General features: G+C 55.5%; 26 protein-coding genes. 12 read left to right on the top strand and 14 right to left on the bottom strand.

Translation table 11 applies throughout. From position 1 onward, the window contains the following. Nucleotides 1–42 precede the first annotated feature (42 nt). The 9 genes from flgJ to flgB are packed head-to-tail and all read right to left on the bottom strand — an operon-like array spanning nt 43 to nt 7,214. Entirely contained in the window at nt 43–996 is a 954-nt protein-coding gene (flgJ, locus tag RS584_RS08215) for a flagellar assembly peptidoglycan hydrolase FlgJ (protein ID WP_017384732.1), read from the bottom strand. After that, nucleotides 997–2,094 carry a flagellar basal body P-ring protein FlgI gene (locus RS584_RS08210; protein ID WP_017384733.1) on the bottom strand — a complete coding sequence of 366 codons (1,098 nt, stop codon included), beginning with the start codon at nt 2,092–2,094 and terminating at the stop codon, nt 997–999. 12 nt (nt 2,095–2,106) lie between these two features. Continuing rightward, a complete protein-coding gene (gene flgH, locus RS584_RS08205; protein ID WP_003857987.1) occupies nt 2,107–2,805 on the bottom strand; it encodes a flagellar basal body L-ring protein FlgH in 699 nt (232 codons plus the stop codon). A 57-nt stretch (nt 2,806–2,862) separates the two neighbouring features. Beyond that, nucleotides 2,863–3,645: a flagellar basal-body rod protein FlgG gene (gene flgG, locus RS584_RS08200; RefSeq protein ID WP_000625853.1), complete on the bottom strand. Its 783-nt coding sequence runs from the start codon at nt 3,643–3,645 to the stop codon at nt 2,863–2,865. Between the two features lie 11 nt (nt 3,646–3,656). Beyond that, nucleotides 3,657–4,412: a flagellar basal body rod protein FlgF gene (locus RS584_RS08195; RefSeq protein ID WP_003857990.1), complete on the bottom strand. Its 756-nt coding sequence runs from the start codon at nt 4,410–4,412 to the stop codon at nt 3,657–3,659. Between the two features lie 20 nt (nt 4,413–4,432). Further along, on the bottom strand, nt 4,433–5,641 hold the full coding sequence (gene flgE, locus RS584_RS08190) for a flagellar hook protein FlgE (protein WP_015570832.1): 1,209 nt from the start codon (nt 5,639–5,641) through the stop codon (nt 4,433–4,435). 26 nt (nt 5,642–5,667) lie between these two features. Further along, the gene (gene flgD / locus RS584_RS08185) at nt 5,668–6,378 is read right to left on the bottom strand and encodes a flagellar hook assembly protein FlgD (protein ID WP_315749304.1); all 711 of its coding nucleotides are present in this window, start codon (nt 6,376–6,378) and stop codon (nt 5,668–5,670) included. 11 nt (nt 6,379–6,389) lie between these two features. Beyond that, entirely contained in the window at nt 6,390–6,794 is a 405-nt protein-coding gene (flgC, locus tag RS584_RS08180; RefSeq protein WP_003857997.1) for a flagellar basal body rod protein FlgC, read from the bottom strand. Nucleotides 6,795–6,797: 3 nt separating this feature from the next. Then, the gene (gene flgB, locus RS584_RS08175; RefSeq protein ID WP_003857999.1) at nt 6,798–7,214 is read right to left on the bottom strand and encodes a flagellar basal body rod protein FlgB; all 417 of its coding nucleotides are present in this window, start codon (nt 7,212–7,214) and stop codon (nt 6,798–6,800) included. 157 nt (nt 7,215–7,371) lie between these two features. Here flgB and flgA point away from each other — a divergent pair, with 157 nt between their 5' ends. The 3 genes from flgA (at nt 7,372) to flgN (ending at nt 8,848) form a co-directional block, all read left to right on the top strand. Beyond that, on the top strand, nt 7,372–8,031 hold the full coding sequence (flgA, locus tag RS584_RS08170) for a flagellar basal body P-ring formation chaperone FlgA (RefSeq protein WP_023296301.1): 660 nt from the start codon (nt 7,372–7,374) through the stop codon (nt 8,029–8,031). 93 nt (nt 8,032–8,124) lie between these two features. Continuing rightward, nucleotides 8,125–8,418 (top strand): flagellar biosynthesis anti-sigma factor FlgM, encoded by a 294-nt coding sequence (gene flgM, locus RS584_RS08165; protein ID WP_003858002.1) that lies wholly within the window; start codon nt 8,125–8,127, stop codon nt 8,416–8,418. Nucleotides 8,419–8,422: 4 nt separating this feature from the next. After that, a complete protein-coding gene (gene flgN, locus RS584_RS08160) occupies nt 8,423–8,848 on the top strand; it encodes a flagella biosynthesis chaperone FlgN (RefSeq protein WP_003858003.1) in 426 nt (141 codons plus the stop codon). A 59-nt stretch (nt 8,849–8,907) separates the two neighbouring features. Here the strand turns inward: flgN and murJ are convergent, their stop codons facing one another. The 4 genes from murJ to rimJ all read right to left on the bottom strand — a co-directional run bounded on the left by murJ (nt 8,908) and on the right by rimJ (nt 12,743). Beyond that, complete coding sequence (gene murJ, locus RS584_RS08155) at nt 8,908–10,443, bottom strand: murein biosynthesis integral membrane protein MurJ (RefSeq protein ID WP_023303424.1); 1,536 nt, start codon at nt 10,441–10,443, stop codon at nt 8,908–8,910. 129 nt (nt 10,444–10,572) lie between these two features. Next, nucleotides 10,573–11,496: a Gfo/Idh/MocA family protein gene (locus tag RS584_RS08150; RefSeq protein WP_063931409.1), complete on the bottom strand. Its 924-nt coding sequence runs from the start codon at nt 11,494–11,496 to the stop codon at nt 10,573–10,575. Between the two features lie 2 nt (nt 11,497–11,498). After that, the gene (locus RS584_RS08145; protein ID WP_063931410.1) at nt 11,499–12,149 is read right to left on the bottom strand and encodes a YceH family protein; all 651 of its coding nucleotides are present in this window, start codon (nt 12,147–12,149) and stop codon (nt 11,499–11,501) included. Between the two features lie 9 nt (nt 12,150–12,158). After that, nucleotides 12,159–12,743, bottom strand: a complete 585-nt coding sequence (rimJ, locus tag RS584_RS08140; RefSeq protein WP_214604586.1) for a ribosomal protein S5-alanine N-acetyltransferase — start codon at nt 12,741–12,743, stop codon at nt 12,159–12,161. Between the two features lie 236 nt (nt 12,744–12,979). On the opposite strand from rimJ, the gene mdtH reads away from it, so the two are divergent. From mdtH to RS584_RS08095, 9 genes are all read left to right on the top strand, one after another. Next, nucleotides 12,980–14,188 (top strand): multidrug efflux MFS transporter MdtH, encoded by a 1,209-nt coding sequence (mdtH, locus tag RS584_RS08135; RefSeq protein WP_003858008.1) that lies wholly within the window; start codon nt 12,980–12,982, stop codon nt 14,186–14,188. Nucleotides 14,189–14,287: 99 nt separating this feature from the next. Beyond that, nucleotides 14,288–14,848 (top strand): lipoprotein, encoded by a 561-nt coding sequence (locus RS584_RS08130; RefSeq protein WP_017384739.1) that lies wholly within the window; start codon nt 14,288–14,290, stop codon nt 14,846–14,848. 128 nt (nt 14,849–14,976) lie between these two features. Continuing rightward, nucleotides 14,977–16,023, top strand: coding sequence for a dihydroorotase (gene pyrC / locus RS584_RS08125; RefSeq protein ID WP_315749299.1), 1,047 nt, complete (start codon nt 14,977–14,979; stop codon nt 16,021–16,023). A gap of 74 nt (nt 16,024–16,097) precedes the next feature. Continuing rightward, on the top strand, nt 16,098–16,343 hold the full coding sequence (gene dinI, locus RS584_RS08120; protein WP_003858011.1) for a DNA damage-inducible protein I: 246 nt from the start codon (nt 16,098–16,100) through the stop codon (nt 16,341–16,343). A 274-nt stretch (nt 16,344–16,617) separates the two neighbouring features. Further along, on the top strand, nt 16,618–16,872 hold the full coding sequence (bssS, locus tag RS584_RS08115) for a biofilm formation regulator BssS (RefSeq protein ID WP_015570838.1): 255 nt from the start codon (nt 16,618–16,620) through the stop codon (nt 16,870–16,872). Between the two features lie 114 nt (nt 16,873–16,986). Beyond that, nucleotides 16,987–18,105 (top strand): N-methyl-L-tryptophan oxidase, encoded by a 1,119-nt coding sequence (gene solA / locus RS584_RS08110; RefSeq protein WP_315749297.1) that lies wholly within the window; start codon nt 16,987–16,989, stop codon nt 18,103–18,105. A gap of 50 nt (nt 18,106–18,155) precedes the next feature. Further along, nucleotides 18,156–18,269, top strand: a complete 114-nt coding sequence (locus tag RS584_RS08105) for a YceO family protein (RefSeq protein ID WP_003858014.1) — start codon at nt 18,156–18,158, stop codon at nt 18,267–18,269. Nucleotides 18,270–18,494: 225 nt separating this feature from the next. Beyond that, on the top strand, nt 18,495–19,061 hold the full coding sequence (locus tag RS584_RS08100) for a cytochrome b (RefSeq protein ID WP_017384743.1): 567 nt from the start codon (nt 18,495–18,497) through the stop codon (nt 19,059–19,061). A gap of 1 nt (nt 19,062) precedes the next feature. Continuing rightward, nucleotides 19,063–19,641: a YceI family protein gene (locus RS584_RS08095; protein WP_017384744.1), complete on the top strand. Its 579-nt coding sequence runs from the start codon at nt 19,063–19,065 to the stop codon at nt 19,639–19,641. 38 nt (nt 19,642–19,679) lie between these two features. On the opposite strand, the gene RS584_RS08090 is transcribed toward RS584_RS08095, so the two are convergent. Then, nucleotides 19,680–20,729 (bottom strand): rhodanese-related sulfurtransferase, encoded by a 1,050-nt coding sequence (locus RS584_RS08090; RefSeq protein WP_015570841.1) that lies wholly within the window; start codon nt 20,727–20,729, stop codon nt 19,680–19,682. Nucleotides 20,730–20,917: the final 188 nt, after the last annotated feature.

Here is a 20,917-nt window from a genome sequence, read left to right as displayed (position 1 = left end):
TGATGAAGGTTATCGGCAACCTCCACCGGGACTTGAGAACTTTCAGAACAGATTTTCGAGATCTGTGCTATACGCTTTGCTGACCTTCTCAGACATGGATTTCAGCTGCTGGATCATGCTGGTCAGCTTGCGCGCATAATTTGGATCGGTCGCGTAGCCAGCATTCTGCAATGCCTGAGCGCCCTGCTCTGGCGTGGCGGCCTGGGTCACGGCGGTGTAGCGCGGATTCCGGCTCAGCAGCCCGACATAATCCGACAACGCTTCCAGATACGAGCTATAGACGCGGAATTTGGCTTTCACCTTCACTGCCGCACCGTTCTCATATTCGGTGGTGGTGATTTCCGTGGTCGGCCCCTTCCAGCTGGAGGTGGCCTTCACGCCAAAGATGTTGAAGCTCGGCTCACCGTTCTCCCTGCGGATCTGACGTTGCCCCCAGCCCGACTCCAGCGCCGCCTGCGCCAGAATCAGATGGTGCGGCACGCCGCTCTCTTCACTGGCAAGACGCGCCGGCAGGGAGAGCTGCGCCAGGAAGTCTTTGCTGTCGCCGGAGAGCGGCTCGTCACGCGTTTCTGCCGGCTTCGGCATCGCCTTACGCACCATCTGCGTCAGCGCCTGATTTTGATAACTGGTCACCTTTTCCAGATCAAACTTCAGCGGCACCTGCGGCGGGGCCTCTTCAGGCGGGAGCCCCTGAGCGGCTGCGGTCTGCTTCACAATCATGTCCGCCAGGCCGAGCCCCTTTCCGGCGGTCATTTGCTGGGCAATCTGCTGATCGTACATGCTGGTGTAAAGCCGCGTGGAATCGCTGCTGAACATGCCATCTTTCGGCAGGGTTTCACGCATGCTTTTCAACATCATTTGTACGAACATGCCTTCCACCTGACGGGCCACCGGGCGGATATTCGCCGCCGGATCCTTGCCCGCTTTGGTTTTCAGCTCGTTGAGCGACTGGGCATCCCAGGCGGCACTGGTCAACAGTTTGCTATCGGTCAGCACTTAGATGATTTCCAGTCTGGCGCGCAGGCAGCCTGCACTTTGCATGGATTGCAGAATGGACATCAGATCCATTGGCGTTGCACCCAGCGCATTCAGAGCACGCACCACGCTGTTCAGGTTGGCGCTGGAGCGCACGCTCTGCAACGAACCGCCGCTCTGTCGCAAATCAATCTGCGTTTGCGGGGTCACTACCGTCTGACCGCCACCAAACGGGGTATCCGGCTGGCTGACGTTGGCCGAGCGGTTAACCGTGACGGAGAGATTGCCCTGCGCCACGGCGCAGCTGTCCAGCGTCACTTCGCGGTTCATCACCACCGAGCCGGTACGGGAGTTGATAATGACTTTCGCATCCTGCACCGGCACGTTCACTTCCATATTCTGGATATCGGCCAGCAACCGCACCTGGTTGCTGCTGCCGGTTGACGTGCGGATCTGTACGGTACGGGCATCCAGCGCGGTGGCGCTGCCGTAGCCCCGGCTGCGGTTGATGGTGTCAGCGATCTGCTGCGCCATCGTAAAGTCTTCGTTATTCAGTTGCAGGTTAATGGTGTTGCCGGTGCCGAACTGGGTCGGCAGCTCACGTTCGATGATCGCGCCGTTGGTAATACGTCCCCCGTTCAGCTGGTTCACCTGCACGCTGCTGCCGCCCGCCGACGCGCCTGCTCCGCCAACCAGAATGTTGCCCTGCGCCAGAGCATACACCTGGCTGTCGACGCCTTTCAGCGGCGTCATCAGCAACGTACCGCCGCGCAGGCTTTTGGCGTTACCCATCGACGAGACAACCACGTCGATGGTCTGCCCCTGACGCGCAAAGGCCGGATAAGACGCGGTCACCATCACGGCCGCCACGTTTTTCAGCTGCATGTTGGTCCCGGCCGGTACGGTAATACCGAGCTGCGAGAGCATATTGTTCAGGCTCTGGGTGGTGAACGGCGTCTGGGTCGTCTGGTCACCCGTCCCATCCAGCCCCACCACCAGGCCATAGCCAATCAGGGAGTTTTCGCGCACGCCCTGCACGCTGGTGAGATCGCGTATGCGATCGGCCTGCGCAACGGTAGCGACCAGCGACAGCGCCACGGCGAAGAGAAATTTATACATAGGTCACCTCGCTTACATCGGCGATAAGTTAAGGAAGAAGCGTTGCAGCCAGCCCATATTTTGCGCTTCGTTGATGTAGCCGTTGCCGACGTACTCAATGCGCGCATCCGCCACCTGGGTGGACGGTACGGTGTTGGTGCCGCTGATGGTGCGAGGGTTAACCACACCGGAGAAGCGAATGAATTCCGTACCCTGGTTAATGGCGATCTGTTTTTCGCCCACCACGTGCAGGTTGCCGTTCACCAGAACCTGGTCAACCGTAACCGTCAGCGTTCCGCTGAAGGTGTTGCTGGCGTTCGCACCACCTTTACCGTTAAAGGTGTTGCCGCCGGAGGCTTCCACATCCGCACGGGCGTTGCCGAACAGCCCTTGCAGATAGCGCGGCACGGTGTCGAAGCCAAAATTGGTTTTGCCGTCGCGGCTGGCGTTCGCCGACGAACTCTTACTCGCACTGACGTTTTCCTGCAACACAATGGTCAGCGTATCGCCAACGTTACGCGGACGACGGTCTTCAAACAGCGGCTGATAACCGTAGTTAATCGGCTGCGCGGTCTGGAAAATAGAGCCGTTCACCACCGGCGCGGGGCCGGGAACGGGTTGGGCGGTAGTCGCACCCTGTACCAATGGTTTAGACGGGATCCAGGCACACCCGCTGAGGGTGACGGCCAGAACAGTCAGGATCGGATAACGAAACGCCGCGTTTTTTTGCATTGCCTTCATCTTCGAAAACAGGGAGCCGGTGCGACGTTTACCGCACCGGGCTACACCTTAGAGTTGCGTCAGTTTTTGCAGCATCTGGTCGGTCGTCGACACTGCTTTACTGTTAATTTCATAGGCGCGCTGGACCTGGATCATATTCACCAGCTCTTCCGCCACGTTAACGTTCGAGGTTTCCACATACCCCTGATACAGCAGCCCCGCCCCGTTCAGGCCCGGGGTACTTTCATTTGGCGTGCCGGAAGACTGCGTTTCGGTGTAGAGGTTCTCGCCGATGCTTTCCAGTCCGGTATCGTTCATGAAGGTGGTCAGGTTGAGCTGTCCAACCTGGACCGGCGCGGCCTGACCCTGCTGAGTGACGCTGACGATGCCGTCACGACCAATGGTGATACTCAGCGCGTTCGCCGGGATGGTGATCGCAGGCTGAACCTGGAAACCGCCCGCCGTCACCAGCTGGCCGTTCTGATCCACCTGGAACGAACCATCGCGGGTATAGGCGGAGGTCCCGTCAGGCAGCTGCACCTGGAAGAAACCCTGACCTTTAATGGCAACGTCTTTACTGTTGTTGGTCTGGGACAGGTTGCCCTGGCTGTGCAGACGCTCGGTGGCGACCGGGCGCACGCCGGTACCAATTTGCAGACCGGACGGCAGCGTGGTTTGCTCAGAAGACTGCGCCCCTGGCTGACGAATCGTTTGATAAAGCAAATCTTCGAAAACCGCACGCTGGCGCTTGAAACCATTGGTGCTGACGTTTGCCAGGTTGTTGGCAATCACATCCATATTGGTTTGCTGTGCGTCCAGACCGGTTTTCGCGATCCATAAAGAACTGATCATAGGGAGTCCTGTTAACTCATAGCCAGAAGTTGGTTAGCCTTGCCTGCGTTTTCATCGACGCTGCTGATGATTTTCATCTGCATTTCGAAGCGGCGGGCGCTGGCGATCATGTCGGTCATGGCTTCCACCGGTTTGACGTTACTGCCTTCCAGCACGCCGGACATCACGCGGATGGTCGGGTCGGCCTGTAACGTGGCGCCACGCGTGGCCTGCGCCGCCTGGGTCAGACGGAACATCCCGTCATCGCCACGCTGCACTTCGTTGCCTTCCGCTTTCACCAGCTTCAGACGACCGACAGGCGCAACGGTGTTCGCCGGGTCGCCCGGGTTTAACGCCGAGATCGTCCCGTCTGCCGCAATGGTCAGCTCTGACCCTTCCGGCACCGTCAACGGACCGGCTTCGCCCATCACCGGATGCCCCTGAATCGTCAGCTGCCCGGTGGCGCTCACCTGGATATTACCGTTGCGGGTATACCCTTCCCCGCCGTCAGCCGTTTGCACCGCCAGCCAGCCGTCCTGCTGAAGGGCAACGTCCAGCGGACGCGCGGTGTAATCCATCTGACCTGGCGTCATGTCGGCGCCCGGCGTGGAGGCGGTGACCAGCGTACGCGTGGGCAATGACAGCCCTTCTACCGGCACCGCACGCAGCGCGTTGAGCTGCGCACGAAAACCTGGCGTGGAAGCGTTCGCAAGGTTGCTGGCGGTAACAGCTTGCTGATTGAGCGTCTGGCTTGCTGCGCCCATCGCTGTATATATTGCGTGATCCATTGCGCTTTCCCGTCAGCTGCTTAACGCAGGTTAACCAGCGTGTTGAGGATCTGATCCTGGGTTTTGATGGTCTGCGCGTTGGACTGGTAGTTACGTTGCGCGACGATCATGTTCACCAGCTCTTTACTCAGATCGACGTTGGAGGCTTCCAGCGCACCGTTAGTCAGCGTGCCGAAGTTACCGGAACCCGCGGTTCCCAGCAGGGCAACCCCGGAAGACTGCGTGGCAGACCAGACGTTATCCCCTTCGGATTTCAGGCCTTCGTTGTTGGCGAAGTTTGCCAGCACGATCTGGCCCAGCACCTGGGTCTGTTCGTTCGAATAGTTACCGACAACGGTACCGTCATCGTTGATCTGGTAGCTCACCAGATCGCCCGGCTTATAGCCGTTCTGGCTCGTCGCCACGATGTTGTTCGCACCGGTGTTTTGCTGCATGGAGTTGGCGAAACTCATGTCAAACGTGGCTGGCGTCGCGCCCGGAACGGTGCCCGTTGTGATCTTGATATCATCGCCACCCGTCAGCACACCACTCTCGTTAAAGGTCAGCGTGGTTGCCAGTTTCGCTGCATCTCCCGCTACGCTGCCGTCCTGCGAATACACCTTCCAGGAGTTAGCTGGCGTCTCGTTTTTGACATAAAACAGGTTCATGTTGTGCGCATTACCCTGACTGTCAAACACCGTCACGGTGCCTTTCTTGTTGTAAGAGTCAGGGTTGGACGGATCGAAGGCGACGGTTGGCGCGGTATCGGTGGAGTTCAGGTTGATCTGCTGAGAGGCCGTGGTGGTGGACTTCGCCGCCATCAGCGTCGTTGGGATGGAGATCGCCTGCGGATTCGCACCGGTTTGCACCGTAGGAGGCGTGCCGGCAACCGGATAACCGGTTAACTGAAGCCCCTGCATGTTCACCAGGTTACGGTTTTCATCCAGCTTGAACTGGCCGTTGCGGCTGTAGAACACGGAACCGTTGGCATCCACCATACGGAAGAAACCGTTCTGGCTGATGGCGACGTCCAGACCGCGACCGGTGTTGGTGGTCGTCCCGTCGGTGAAGTCCTGGGTGATACCCGCCACCTTCACGCCCAGGCCCACTTTAGAGCCTGCAAACATATCTGCAAAAGACGCAGAACCGGATTTAAAACCATAGGTCGCGGAGTTGGCGATGTTGTTGCCAATGACGTCCAGGTTGGTGGCCGCAGCATTCAGGCCGCTGACCGCTTGAGAAAAGGCCATGACTTACTCCTGATAAGTATGAAGGCTTAGATAATCTGCCGAACTTCGTCGAGTGTGGTGGAACCGGAGGTACCCAAATCCAGTTTGTTACCATCGCTACCTTTGATGACGCCCTGAACCAGGGCAAACTGTAGCGGCTGAGCCACCAGCTGAGTGGTGCCGTTGCTGGCGCTAATCGCAACCTGATACGAGCCGTTAGGCGCTTTAGTGCCGTCGGTCAGGCTGCCATCCCAGGTAAAGGTATGAACGCCCGCTTTAAGCTCGCCAATCTCAATCGTGCGCACCACGTTGCCGCTGGCGTCTTTGATTGTGGCGGTGACTTTGTCGGCCGGCTGCTGCAACTCAACGCCAAACGGCGTCGTGGTGGTGGTAGACGTGCCATCGGTAGTGCTGGTGCCCGCCAGAATCGTGGTCCCCGGGATCATCACCCCGTGACCGATCAGGTTGGCGGCCTGCAAGGACTGGCTGTTATCGATTTGACCGGAGACCGAGCCGAGCGTGGTGTTCAGTTTCTCAATGCCGCTGACGGTACTGATCTGCGCAAGCTGCGTGGTCAGTTCGTTGTTCTGCATCGGATTGGTCGGGTCCTGATTTTTCAGCTGCGCCACCAGCAGGGTCAGAAAGCTGCTCTGTAAATCGGAGGCATTGCTCCCGGTGAGAGAGCTGGAACCGGTCGCACTGCTGGTGCTGTTGACGCCGGTATTTGTCGGGTCATTCACGTTTACGGCGATGGACATGCGTGTCTCCTTTACTGGCCGAGAGTGAGTGTTTTGAGCATCATGCTCTTCACGGTATTAAGCACTTCGACGTTTGCCTGGTAGCTGCGCGACGCGGACATGGAGTTCACCATCTCCCCGACCACATCCACGTTCGGCATTTTCACGTAGCCGCTGGCATCCGCGAGCGGGTTGCCAGGCTCGTAAACCAGCTTGTCGGGTGCCTGGCTCTCAACCACGTCCGCCACTTTTACGCCGCCCGTTGCCGCACCCGGTGCAGCATCAACCTGGAAGACAACCTGTTTAGCGCGATACGGTTGCCCGTCAGGGCCGGTCACGCTGTCGGCGTTGGCCAGGTTACTGGCGGCCACGTTCAGTCGTTTGGACTGCGCCGTTAATGCCGAACCGGCGATATCAAAAATATTCAGCAAGGCCATTTACTAATTGCCCCCCTGTAGGACGGTCATCATGCCTTTAATTTGCCCGCCGAGTAGCGTCAGACCTGTCTGGTATTGCAGGCTGTTATCGGCAAACTGTGTGCGCTCCCGGTCCATGTCGACGGTGTTACCATCAAGCGAGGGCTGATCGGGAATACGGTAAAGCAGGTCGGTCGTTGGCGCGGTCATCGCCTGAGCGGGAATATGACGTGAGGATGTCAGGGCCAGTGAGACACCCGTTCCTTCGGCACGTCCACGCTCCATCACTTTTTTGAGTTCACTGGAAAAATCAATATCGCGCGCCTGATACCCGGGGGTATCCGCGTTGGCGATATTGGCGGCTAAAATCTCCTGCCGCTGGGCGCGTAAATTGAGCGCTTCCTGCTGAAAACGTAACGCGGCGTCGAGTTTATCGAGCATGTCTCCTCCGCTGATGAGAAAATTTCAGTTCACAGCTTAAATCTCACCCCGTCTCCCCTATCGACGGAATAAGCGCAAAATGCGTCGCTATTTGTTGCGTTGATGGAAAACCACTGCGGGTAGAATTTGCTAAATTCTGGACATGGTGGAACGTGCGATGCGGACTTTTAAACGTGGCCTGGCGGCGACCCTACTGCTTTTAAGCCCTCTGGTGCAGGCTGAGGGGTTAGAGGACCAGCTCAATGCATTCTTTGCGCAGAAGCTGGCCGGTTTCAGCGATGACGTACGCGTGACCGTGCGCACCCCGCCTAACCTTTACCCTTCCTGCGAAGCCCCGTCATTTAGCGTGACCGGCAGCACCCGCTTATGGGGCAACGTGAACGTGCTGGCGCGTTGCGCCAATGAAAAACGCTACTTACAGGTTGCGGTTCAGGCGACGGGCAATTATGTTGTCGCCGCCGTTCCCATTCCCCGGGGCAGCCTGCTGCAACCTGACAGCGTAACGCTGAAGCGAGGCCGTCTGGATCAGCTTCCACCGCGGACGATGCTGGATATCAACCAGGCTCAGGAGGCGGTCAGCCTGCGCGATGTCGCCCCTGGACAGGCGATACAGCTATCCATGCTGCGCCAGGCGTGGCGGGTGAAAGCGGGTCAACAGGTGATGGTGGTCGCCAATGGCGAAGGCTTTAGTATCAACAGTGAAGGAAAAGCGCTGAATAATGCCGCAGTGGCGCAAAATGCCCGGGTCAGAATGTCCTCAGGCCAGGTGGTCAGCGGCACGGTCGGTCCTGATGGGAATATTCTGATTAACCTGTAATCTTTTTAAAGATTTCGCGGCGACTGCCGATAAATATTCAACAAATGATGATGTCAGGCGCAAACGCCGCGAACCCTCGATGAGGACAACACTATGAGCATTGATCGTACATCAGCCCTGAAGCCGGTTAGCACTGTACAACCTCGCGAAACGAATGAGGCTGCCCCGCAAAAAACGCGTCTGGAAAAAACGTCGACGGCTAACAGCACCAGCGTCACGCTGAGCGATGCCCAGTCGAAGCTGATGCAGCCAGGCAGCAGCGATATCAACATGGAACGTGTTGAAGCGCTGAAAACGGCTATCCGTAACGGCGAACTGAAAATGGATACCAGCAAAATCGCTGATGCGCTGATTCAGGACGCACAGAGTTTCCTCCAGAGTAACTAACCGTATGAGTCGACTGTCAGAAATACTGGATCAGATGACGGTGGTCCTGAACGACCTGAAAACGGTGATGGATGCAGAACAGCACCACCTCTCTTCTGGTCAAATCAACGGCAGCGCGTTGCAACGCATAACTGAAGATAAAAGCTCGCTGCTGGCGACCCTGGATTATCTGGAAAAACAGCGACGCGCTGAGCAAGACGCGAAACGCAGCGCCAATGATGAGATCAATGAACGCTGGCAGACCATTACAGAAAAAACCCAGCATCTTCGCGATCTCAACCAGCATAACGGCTGGCTGCTGGAAGGTCAGATTATCCGTAATCAGCAGGCGCTTGAGGTGTTAAAGCCCTATAAAGAGCCGGGGCTGTACGGTGCGGATGGTCAGACGGCCACGGCACGTATCACGGGCGGGAAAAAGATTTCGATTTGACGCAGTAGCGGCACGTCATGAAGCGGGGAGCACCTTCTGGTGAACTCCCCTTTTGGCGTTTATACCGTGCGGCGGGTGAACTCTTTCACTTTGAAGCCAAGCACTGCCAGCGTGGCAAAGTACGCCACCACACCGACCACCACCACGGCCATCAGACGCATCAGGCGGTAAGGCATGGTGCCCTGCGCCCACTCAGGCATGACATACAACATGCCAACCAGCGCGGCCGCCATCACCACTACCGCAATCGCCAGACGCAGCAGGAAGCTTGCCCAGCCCGGCTGCGGTGTGAAGATATCCTGCTTGCGCAGCTGCCAGTACAGCAGCCCGGCGTTCAGACAGGCCGCCAGACCAATCGACAATGACAGCCCCGCGTGTTTCAGCGGTCCAATAAACGCCAGGTTCATCAGCTGCGTCATGATCAGCGTCACAATGGCAATCTTAACCGGCGTTTTGATGTCCTGACGTGAATAGAAACCGGGCGCAAGCACCTTCACGACAATCAGCCCCATCAGCCCCACCGAGTAGGCTACGAGCGCACGCTGGGTCATGGCGGCATCAAAGGCGGTGAATTTTCCATACTGGAACAATGAAACCGTCAGCGGTTTTGCCAGGATCCCCAGCGCCACCGCGCTTGGCAGCGCCAGCAGAAAACAGAGACGCAGGCCCCAGTCCATCAGGCGGCAGTATTCATCGTGGTTGCCGCTGGCGAAACTTTTCGACAGCGACGGCAGCAGAATAGTCCCCAGCGCCACGCCCAGCACCCCGGATGGAAACTCCATCAGACGATCGGCGTAGTACATCCAGGACACCGAGCCCGACACCAGGAAAGAGGCGAAGATGGTATTGATGATCAGCGAGATCTGGCTAACGGACACGCCGAGTATCGCCGGTCCCATCTGTTTGATAACGCGCATTGCGCCCGCATCTTTGAAATTAATGCGCGGCAGAACCAGCATGCCGATTTTTTTCAGGTGCGGAAGCTGGTAAGCAAGCTGTAACACGCCGCCGACGGTCACGGCCCAGGCCAGCGCCAGCACCGGTGGGTTAAAATGCGGCGCGGCGAACAGCGCAAAGCCAATCATGCTGACGTTGAGGAACGTGGGGGCAAAGGCCGGAACGGAGAAGCGGTTCCAGGTATTCAGGATGGCACCCACCAGCGACGCCAGCGAAATCAGCAGAATATAGGGGAAGGTTATACGCAGCAGTTGGGTGGTCAGGGTAAATTTATCCGCTGTGTCAGCAAAACCCGGCGCCGTCACCATGATCACCCAGGGCGCTGCCAGCATCCCCAGGACGGTCACGATCGCCAGCGCCAGCGTCAGTAATCCGGAAACGTAGGCCACAAAGACGCGGGTGGCATCTTCGCCCTGTTTGCTTTTATATTCTGCGAGGATCGGGACAAATGCCTGTGAGAAGGCCCCTTCGGCAAAAATACGGCGCAGCAGGTTCGGCAGCTTAAAGGCGACGAAAAAGGCGTCAGTCGCCATCCCGGCGCCAAAAACCCTTGCCACAATGGCATCGCGCGCAAAGCCAAGCACGCGGGAAAACATGGTCATCGAGCTGACGGCCGCCAGCGATTTTAATAAGTTCATTAACGTGAAGTTCCACAACCCTACGGATTTCCAGGACGGGCAAGCGTTAGCGCCACCCGGCAAAGCCAACAAGCGGCGCTTAGTCTAACCGGATTTCAACGAATTACTATCGGCAGATGTTACAACGCGTTATTCCGACATGGCTTCGCGCCAGAGTCGTTCCACAATGCGCTGCGCCAGAATAGCCTGCTCCCCGGACGTTTCAGGAACCGTCTGATTCTGCACGCAGGTGATGAAGTGACGCGCGCAGCCCACAAAGCCACGCTGCTCCAGGGTGCTTTGCCAGCCAGGAACCGGTAACGCGACCACGCCATTGCCCTTCTCTTCCCGCCACTCTCGCATATCGATGACGTCATACAGCGCGCCATCCGTAACGGCCTGCACGGACTCGCGCTGGCTGCCCGCCCGACGATGCATGCTGGTCGTCACCTGCAAATGCTCAACGGCAAAATGATGTTCGGCGTAAACCATCTCACCCTGCTCGTTGGTCAGCAGCGTGCCGCTTTGCAGCTGGGCTTTTCCGTTACTCAGCCACAGGGCCGTATCCACGACGTGGAGATAATCATCCAGCAGCGTGAAGCGCAGATCGTTCGGCCCCACGCTGTCGGTACGGTGCTTATCCATACGCAGAGAGGCGAACGAGCCGGACTGCGCTTTAAGCTGCTGATAGAGCGGCGCAAAACGGCGGTTGAAGCCGACCATCAGCGTCAGCTTTTTACGCGCGGCCAGCTCAATCAGTCGCTCAGCATCCTGTACATTTTCCGCCAGGGGTTTATCCACGCAGACGTGAACGCCTGCGTTCAGCAACTCGCTCACCACCTGGTAGTGCGTCGCGGTTGAGGTATGCACAAATACCGCATCACATTCACGGGCTAAATCCTGTAGCGAACCGGCATAAGGGATGCGCCAGGTTTTGCAGATGCGCTCTGCTTTCTCGCGGGTGGGCGACCACGCCCCTTGCAGCGTCCAGTCGGACGCGGCGCCTAAAACGGGCAGCCAGGCTTTTTGCGCGATCCCTCCCAGCCCCACAACACCAATGCGTAATGTTGTCACGATTAATCTCCCAGATGTGCGAGTAACGCATCCAGACGCTGCTTCAGCCCGGCAACCTCGTCTTCCAGGGCCGCCACGCGCGCGGTCAGGCTGTCGTTTGATGCTGGCGTGTCGGATTCTACGGCCAGCGCAGAGGGCTCAACGTCGCCGCTAAACAGGTGCATGTAGCGGCTTTCACGCTTGCCCGGCTCGCGGGGCAGACGCACCACGTAAGGACCGTCCTCGCGTGAGGACAGCCCCTCCAGCGTCTGTTCAACGTCCTGCATATCCTGAAACTCATGCATGCGGGAGGCGCGTGTGCGCAGTTCACCCGGCGTCTGCGCCCCGCGCAGCAGCAGCGTGGTGATAACTGCCACTTCTGCGGCGCTGAGTTTTAAATCGCCAAATTCGGAATTACAAAAGCGCTGTTCATATTTAGTGACGCGATTACCGAAGCCGCTGACGGTGCGCAGGTAGTGGCGCTTCACCAGCTCATCAAGGATATCCTGCACCTCGTGCTCGCCAAGGTTCATCACCGGCTCACGGTTCGTCTTCTGGTTGCAGGCCATCGTGACGGCATTCACGGACAGAGGATACTGTTCCGGCGTGGTGACCTGCTTTTCCAGAAGGCAACCGACCACGCGCGCTTCGGCGCCATTTAACTGATATTTCATTTTTTCTCCTTAACGACCCGCGGTCCACTCCTGCGTGGTGAGCGCGGTGAGCACATGGTCCCGCCACTCGCCGTCAATCAGCAGATAATCTTTGGCATAGCCCTCTCTCTCAAACCCCAGGCGGGCCAGCAGATCGCCGCTGCGCTTATTGTGCGGCATGTAGTTGGCCATAATGCGATGGATATGTTGCGTGCGCTGCATGTAGCGAATCGCCGCCGTCAGCGCCTCAAACATGAGCCCCTGCCCCTGCCATTTCTGACCGATGGAGTACCCGAGGTAACAGGCGTGAAACGACCCGCGTACCACGTTTGAAAAATTGGCAATGCCAACGATCTCTTTCTCTTCCGGATCGAGAAGCGCGAAATAAAACGCACTTCCCTGTTTATGAAATTCCGCAATCATACTGAGGCGCGCCTGCCAGCCAGAGGGGTAGCAGTGGCTCTCGTCCCGAACGGGTTCCCAGGGTTTTAAAAACTGGCGATTCTCGGCGTAATAATCCGCCAGACGCCAGGCATCACGCTCATGCACCAGACGAACGACCAGCCTGTCCGTCGTCAGACGCACTTTTGGCACATTACTGCGATAGCCAAACATCGTTACCACTCCTTCCCGTCGCTTCTGCTCTGCCTGTTAGCTTTACTATACCTGCGCCTGTGCCTTCTGTGAAAACAGTGACATACCATTTTGATCGCTTTTCACATTTTTCGATGAGAACTCTCTATCAAAGCACCTTTTTGATAAAAAAATATTGTCGCCAGCGGGTATGGGAAAAAGCCCGGCGACACCGCAGAATGTTAGCGTGCTCACCTTTTATTTTCCCTGGAGGGAAAATGTCCCGCGTATCACAGGCCAGGAGCCTGGGTAAATATTTCCTGCTCGTCGATAACATGCTGGTCGTGCTCGGCTTTTTTGTCGTTTTTCCGCTTATATCGATTCGTTTTGTCGATCAAATGGGCTGGGCGGCATTGATGGTCGGGATCGCGCTGGGTCTACGCCAGTTTGTACAACAGGGTCTGGGCGTGTTTGGCGGCGCAATAGCCGACCGCTTCGGCGCGAAACCGATGATCGTCACCGGCATGCTGTTACGTGCGGCGGGATTCGCCACCATGGCAATCGCTCATGAACCCTGGCTGCTGTGGTTCTCCTGTTTCCTTTCCGGGATTGGCGGCACCCTTTTCGACCCACCGCGTACCGCGCTGGTGGTTAAGCTTATCCGTCCGCAACACCGGGGGCGCTTCTTCTCGATTTTGATGATGCAGGACAGCGCTGGCGCGGTGGTGGGCGCCCTGCTGGGAAGCTGGCTGCTGCAATACGATTTCCGCCTGGTCTGCGCCACCGGCGCGGTGTTGTTTATTCTCTGCGCGCTGTTTAACGGTCTGTTTTTGCCCGCGTGGAAGCTGTCAACGGTGAAAGCACCTGTGCGGGAAGGGCTTGACCGTGTGCTAAGCGATAAACGCTTCGTCACCTATGTGTTAACCCTGACCGGCTACTACATGCTCGCCGTGCAGGTCATGCTGATGCTGCCCATTATGGTTAACGATATTGCCGGCACGCCGGCAGCGGTGAAATGGATGTATGCCATTGAGGCCTGCCTCTCTCTGACGCTGCTCTATCCGATTGCCCGCTGGAGCGAGCGCCGTTTCCGGCTTGAGCACCGTCTGATGGCCGGGCTGTTGCTGATGACGCTGAGCATGATGCCCATCGGCCTGGTGAGTTCGCTTCAGCAACTGTTTATGCTGATCTGCACCTTCTATATTGGCTCAATCATTGCCGAGCCAGCCCGTGAAACGCTGAGCGCGTCACTTGCCGACGCCCGGGCCCGCGGCAGCTACATGGGCTTCAGCCGTCTCGGGCTGGCGCTTGGCGGTGCACTGGGTTACACCGGTGGCGGCTGGCTGTTTGATGCCGGAAAAGCGCTCCATCAGCCGGAGCTGCCGTGGGTCATGCTCGGCATGGTCGGCTTTATGACGCTGATTGCCCTCTGGTGGCAGTTCAGTGATAAACGCAGCACCCGCGGGATGCTGGAGCCTGGCGCCTGACCCTCTTTCACTATCAGTTTTTTCTGCTGGTTTCTGTTGGATCACCCTGACATACTGGCGTATCAGGACAGATGCGCCGATTTTATGTTGAGGAACGCCATGAAAAAGATCGTTATTGCCGCTGCGTTAATTGTCAGTGGTCTGCTGGTGGGATGTAACCAGCTTACGCAGTACACCGTCAGTGAGCAGGAAATTAATCAGGCGCTGGAAAAACATAATAACTTTTCAAAAGATATCGGCGTGCCCGGCCTTGCGGATGCGCATATCGTCCTGACGAATCTCGCCAGCCAGATTGGGCGCGAGGAGCCTAACAAAGTCACCCTTTCCGGCGATGCCAGCCTCGATATGACCTCGCTCTTCGGCAATCAGAAAGCGGATATCAAGCTGAAGCTCAAGGCGCTGCCGGTCTTCAATAAAGAGAAAGGGGCCATTTTCCTGCAAGAGATGGAAATCGTCGATGCGGTTGTGACGCCGGAAAAAATGAAACCGGTGCTGCAAACGCTGATGCCGTATCTCAACCAGTCGTTGCAGAACTACTTTAACCAACAGCCTGCCTATGTTCTGAGCGAAGACAAGAGCAAAGGCGAATCTCTGGCGAAAAAATATGCCAAAGGGATAGAGGTGAAACCGGGTGAAATTATCATCCCTTTCACCGACTAAACACTCCGGGCGCTCAGGCGCCCGTTTTTTTTAACGGAATAGTGTGCAAACGAAAACGTTTCCGCTTATGATTTGTGTCCGGCAAAAACAGCCCTCTTATGACTGATCTCTTTCAAGCCGGAGCTTCCATGACTGTACAATCCCAGGTTCTCAAAATCCGCCGCCCAGACGACTGGCATATCCATCTTCGTGATGGCGACATGCTGAAAACCGTCGTGCCGTATACCAGCGAAATTTATTGCCGTGCGATTGTTATGCCTAACCTGGTTCCGCCAGTCACTACCGTCGAGGCCGCGATTGCCTATCGCCAGCGTATCCTTGACGCCGTTCCGGCCGGGCACGATTTTACCCCATTGATGACCTGCTACCTGACGGACTCGCTGGATCCGAATGAGGTTGAGCGCGGGTTTAACGAAGGTGTGTTCACCGCCGCGAAGCTCTACCCGGCGAATGCCACCACCAACTCCAGCCATGGGGTGACCAGTATCGACGCCATCATGCCTGTTCTGGAGCGTATGCAAAAACTGGGCATGCCGCTGCTGGTGCACGGGGAAGTGACCCACGCTGACATTGATATTTTCGATCGCGAAGCACGTTTTATCGAAACGGTCATGGAGCCGCTGCGCCAGCGTCTTCCGGGGCTGAAAGTGGTGTTTGAACACATTACGACTAAAGATGCCGCAGAGTATGTCCGGGATGGAAACGAGCTGATTGCCGCCACCATCACCCCGCAGCACCTGATGTTTAACCGTAACCACATGCTGGTGGGCGGCGTTCGCCCACATCTGTATTGTCTGCCGATCCTCAAGCGCAACATCCACCAGCAGGCGCTACGTGAGCTGGTCGCCAGCGGCTTCCCGCGCGCGTTCCTCGGCACGGATTCCGCCCCGCATGCCCGTCACCGTAAAGAGGCGAGCTGCGGCTGTGCAGGCTGCTTTAACGCCCCGACCGCCCTGGCAAGTTACGCAACCGTGTTTGAAGAGATGAATGCGTTAGACCATTTCGAAGCCTTCTGCTCCCTTAACGGCCCGCGTTTCTACGGTCTGCCGGTCAATGACACGTTCATTGAGCTGGAGCGTAAAGAAAGCCAGGTTGAAGCGTCGATTGCGCTCACCGACGATACGCTGATCCCCTTCCTGGCCGGTGAAACCGTAAACTGGACGGTAAAACGCTAAAAAAATCGCGCCCCCTGTTGTCAAAGCGACAATATAACTGTATAAATAAACAGTATATTACACAGGGGGCATTTATGCGTATCGAAGTCACCATAGCCAAATCCACCGTCCTGCCTGCTGGCGCACTCGACGCTTTGGCGGGTGAACTATCCCGACGTATTAACAGCACTTTTCCTGAAAACGATGGCGCCGTAACGGTACGTTATGCGACAGCAAACCATCTTTCCGTCATCGGCGGCGCGAAAGAAGACAAAGAACGCATCAGCGAAATTTTGCAGGAAACATGGGAAAGCGCCGACGACTGGTTCATCACTGATTAAAATTTGCTCCCTCATTGTGTTTTTTTGCCGGGTCGCCCCGGCTTTTTTTCGTTTCGTCTCCTGAAAGTTCAAAATATTTCAGCATCTTCTTAGAAAATCGTGAACAAGATGGCGTTTTATTGTTCGAACAATCCTAAAAAGCATAAAAATGTGTTGCTACCCGTTTATTTTTTCCTTCTGAACCCTTATTAATTGATATACTGAAATTGCTTTCAGAAAAACATGCATTGAACCTCAAAGTCGTTGTCTTCTAACACGCATTAAGGGGGTTATAATGGAAAAGAATAGTGAAGTCATCCAGACCCATCCGCTTGTTGGCTGGGATATCAGCACCGTAGACAGCTACGATGCGCTGATGCTGCGTTTGCACTACCAGACCCCAAATCAGCAAAACCGTGATGAAGCGGAAGTTGGACAGACGCTGTGGCTTACAACAGACGTCGCCCGTCAGTTTATCTCTATTTTAGAAGCAGGCATCGCAAAAATAGAATCTGGCGACTATCAGGAAAATGAGTATAAACGGCATTGACCTTATGCCCCTTTTCACTCAACAGGCACCCTCGCGGTGCCTTATTTATTTCGTTCTTGTATAAGCCCACATAGTTAATTACTCTGCTAACAAAGCGTTAGTAAAGAGAAGCCTATGAAATACGATTTAATCATTATCGGAAGCGGCTCCGTAGGATCTGCCGCCGGTTATTACGCCACGCAGGCGGGTCTGAAAGTGCTGATGATTGACGCCCACCTTCCCCCCCACTCTGAAGGAAGCCATCACGGCGATACCCGTCTGATCCGTCACGCTTACGGTGAAGGTGAACGTTATGTACCGCTTGTGCTTCGGGCTCAGACGCTGTGGGATGAGCTGGCCACACTCACCGAAGATCGCATTTTTGAGCGCACCGGGGTCGTTAACCTGGGGCCAGCCAGCTCCACGTTTCTGGCGACCGTCGAGGAGAGCGCGAAAGCCTACCGCCTGGACGTCGAGCGTCTGGATGCGAAGGGCATCATGGCGCGCTGGCCGGAAATTTCTGTCCCTGAAGACTACATTGGGTTGTTTGAAGCCAACTCTGGCGTACTGCACAGCGAAACGGCCATTAAGACCTGGATTGATCTCGCCGCCAAAGCGGGCTGCGCGCAGTTGTTCAACTGTCCGGTCACGGGCATCACCCACCATGCAGAGGGTTCAACCGTCACCACCTCTGAAGGTGAATATACCGCCACGCGCCTGCTGGTCAGTGCGGGAACGTGGGTGACGAAACTGCTGCCGAACCTGCCCATCCAGCCGGTGCGAAAAGTCTTCTCCTGGTTCCAGTCTGACGGGCGTTACAGCAGTCAGAACAAATTCCCGGCGTTTACAGGCGAGTTACCCAATGGCGACCAGTTCTATGGTTTCCCCTCGGAAAAAGACGCGCTCAAGATTGGCAAACATAACGGCGGACAGGTAATTTCCTCTGCGGAAGAACGCAAGCCTTACGGTGCTTATCCGCAGGATGGTTCCGAAGCCTTCACGTTCCTGCGTAATATCCTGCCGGGCGTAGGCGGGTTGCTTTACGGCGCAGCGTGCACCTACGACAACACCCCGGATGAAGACTTTATCATCGACACCCTGCCGGGACACGATAACACCCTGCTCGTAACCGGGCTCAGCGGTCACGGGTTTAAATTTGCCTCTGTGTTAGGTGAAATTGCCGCCCAGTTTGCGCAGGGGATCGCGCCTTCGTTTGATCTCAAGCCCTTCGCGCTCTCGCGCTTTAACCGATAATACCTCTACAGGCTCCGAATAACCGGGGCCTGTTTAGCGAGAGGGGCATGATGCGCAGACTGGTGAATTACCTTATCAATAACATCCGCGAGCATTTCATGCTCTACATTGTTCTTTGGTCGCTGCTGGCGATCATTGACGTTATCTATATTGTATTCTTCTGAAAATTCTCGCTGACGTTTATTGACACTCCTTTAAATTTATTTAACTTATATTTTTAAAAAACGTCACCTCAAATTTATTGAACGAAGCGATTGAAATACATTGCGGAAATACATTCAAATTCGCTGAAATAAATTAAATAAAAAACATTATTCATTTTTTTCAGTTGCATTATTTATTTAACCCGTCCATTTTTATTGCTCAGTCATTTAAGAACGGAAATTCATATGCAATGGCGTAACTCCTCCCGCCGCTACGGAATAATATCCATGTGTTTACACTGGCTATTTGCACTTGCCGTTTATGCCATGTTTGGTCTCGGCCTGTGGATGGTGACATTAAGCTATTATGACGGTTGGTATCATCAGGCCCCCGAATTGCACAAAAGCATCGGGGTTCTGCTGATGATGGGTCTGGTTTTTCGCGTGATCTGGCGACATATCTCTCCGCCCCCTCCAGCACCCAAAAGCCATGGCCGACTTACCCGCATAAGCGCTGTTGGCGCACATATCGCACTCTATGCCCTGCTGTTCGCCATTCTGATCAGCGGCTATCTCATTTCGACCGCAGACGGTAAACCGATCAGCGTGTTTGGGCTTTTTGACGTCCCAGCCACGCTGGCTGACGCCGGTTCACAGGCTGACACCGCAGGTGTGGTTCATCTGTGGCTGGCATGGAGCGTGGTGATCCTGTCTGTCCTGCATGGCCTTGCGGCCCTGAAACACCACTTTATTGATAAAGACGATACGCTGAAGCGCATGCTTGGCCGTTCGTCAGTTGACTCTGGAGCATAAAATGAAAAAACGCCTGTTGGGTATCGCATTAGGTTCGCTGCTATTTACCACCGGTTCGGCCATTGCCGCTGACTATAAAATTGATAAGGAGGGCCAGCATGCCTTTGTCAATTTCCGTATTCAGCATCTGGGTTACAGCTGGTTATATGGCACATTCAATGATTTCGATGGCACATTTACTTTCGACGAGAAAAACCCTGCTGCCGATAAAGTGAACGTCACCATTAATACCAACAGCGTCGACACTAATCACGCCGAGCGTGATAAACATCTGCGCAGCGCTGAATTTCTGAACGTGGGCAAATTCCCGCAAGCTACTTTCGCGTCGACAGAGGTGAAGAAAGACGGTGATAAGCTCGCTATTACCGGTAATCTGACGCTGAACGGCGTAACAAAACCGGTCACACTGGATGCCAAATTAATTGGACAGGGCGACGATCCGTGGGGTGGCAAACGTGCTGGCTTTGAAGCAGCAGGCAAAATTCATCTGAAAGATTTTAATATCACCACGGATTTAGGCCCGGCATCGCAGGATGTTGAGTTGATTATTTCGGTGGAAGGCGTTCAGCAGAAGTCATAAAACAGGCCCGGCAGGCTTTCGCGCCGCCGGGCAGTGTTTTACTCCGGGTCCGGAATACCCAGTTTGGTATTCAGTCGGCCCCGGGATTTATTAAAGATCTTATTCCCGTTCTCGCGTCCGGCACGGCGACGACGTTGCTCTTCTTCAGGCAAGATACTCTCTTCACTGCACAGCTCGCTACAGCAGCCATTAAACTTCTCGGCACATGCAGGGCACTGAATAAACAGCAGATGACACCCGTCGTTTTTGCAGTTGGTATGCGTATCGCACGGTGTTCCGCACTGGTGGCAGTGCGCGATCACGTCCTCTGAAATTCGCTCGCCCATACGCTCGTCAAACACAAAGTTCTTACCGATAAAACGCACCGGTAAACCCTGCTCACGGGCGCGACGGGCATACTCAATGATCCCACCCTCAATGTGCCAGACTTTATTAAACCCGTTGTGCTTCATCCAGGCGCTGGCTTTTTCACAGCGGATCCCCCCGGTGCAGTACATAACGATCTTTTTGTCTTTATGCTCCTGCATCATCTCAACGGCTTTTGGCAGTTGCTCGCGGAAGGTGTCGGCAGGAATTTCCATCGCATTCTCGAAGTGCCCCACTTCATATTCGTAGTGGTTACGCATATCGATAAACACCGCATCCGGATCGTCGAGCATCGCGTTCACTTCAGCGGCCTTGAGGTACTCCCCCACATTAGCAGCATTGAAGCTCGGATCGTCAATGCCATCCGCCACAATACGCTCGCGCACCTTCATGCGCAGCACCCAGAATGATTTACCGTCATCATCCAGCGCAATGTTCAGGCGTAAGCCGTTAAGCGCCGGATCAAACCCGTAAAGGAGGTCGCGGAAGGCGCTGACCTTGCTTTCCGGCACGCTAATCTGCGCGTTAATCCCCTCACGCGCCAGATAGACGCGACCAAACACGTTCAGGGCGGTGAAAGCCTGGTAAAGCGCATCGCGGGTCGCCTGGGGATCATCGATGGTGAAATACTTATAGAAAGAGATCGTTGTGCGCGGTTCGGTTTCGGCCAACATACGCGCTTTCAACATCTCATTCGAAACGCGGTTGTGTAACACTGGCATGGTGTACAAGTCCTGCAATCGTTGAGAAATAAAAATCGGTCGGCATGATATAGCAAACAAAGACAATTTACATCCACACAATTTACGCTACATTTCAGTCAACCTGATTAATCAGACTTAACATTTGCATATTCTTTCATGTTTCGATGACAGACATTTTGGCTATGCCTTAAAAAATGAGACAATAT

The sequence above is a fragment of the Enterobacter sp. DTU_2021_1002640_1_SI_PRY_ASU_LCPMC_013 genome, from assembly GCF_032389435.1.
GTDB classification, from domain to species: Bacteria; Pseudomonadota; Gammaproteobacteria; order Enterobacterales; family Enterobacteriaceae; genus Enterobacter; species Enterobacter hormaechei_C.
This window is presented reverse-complemented; position numbering and strand designations above follow the sequence as displayed.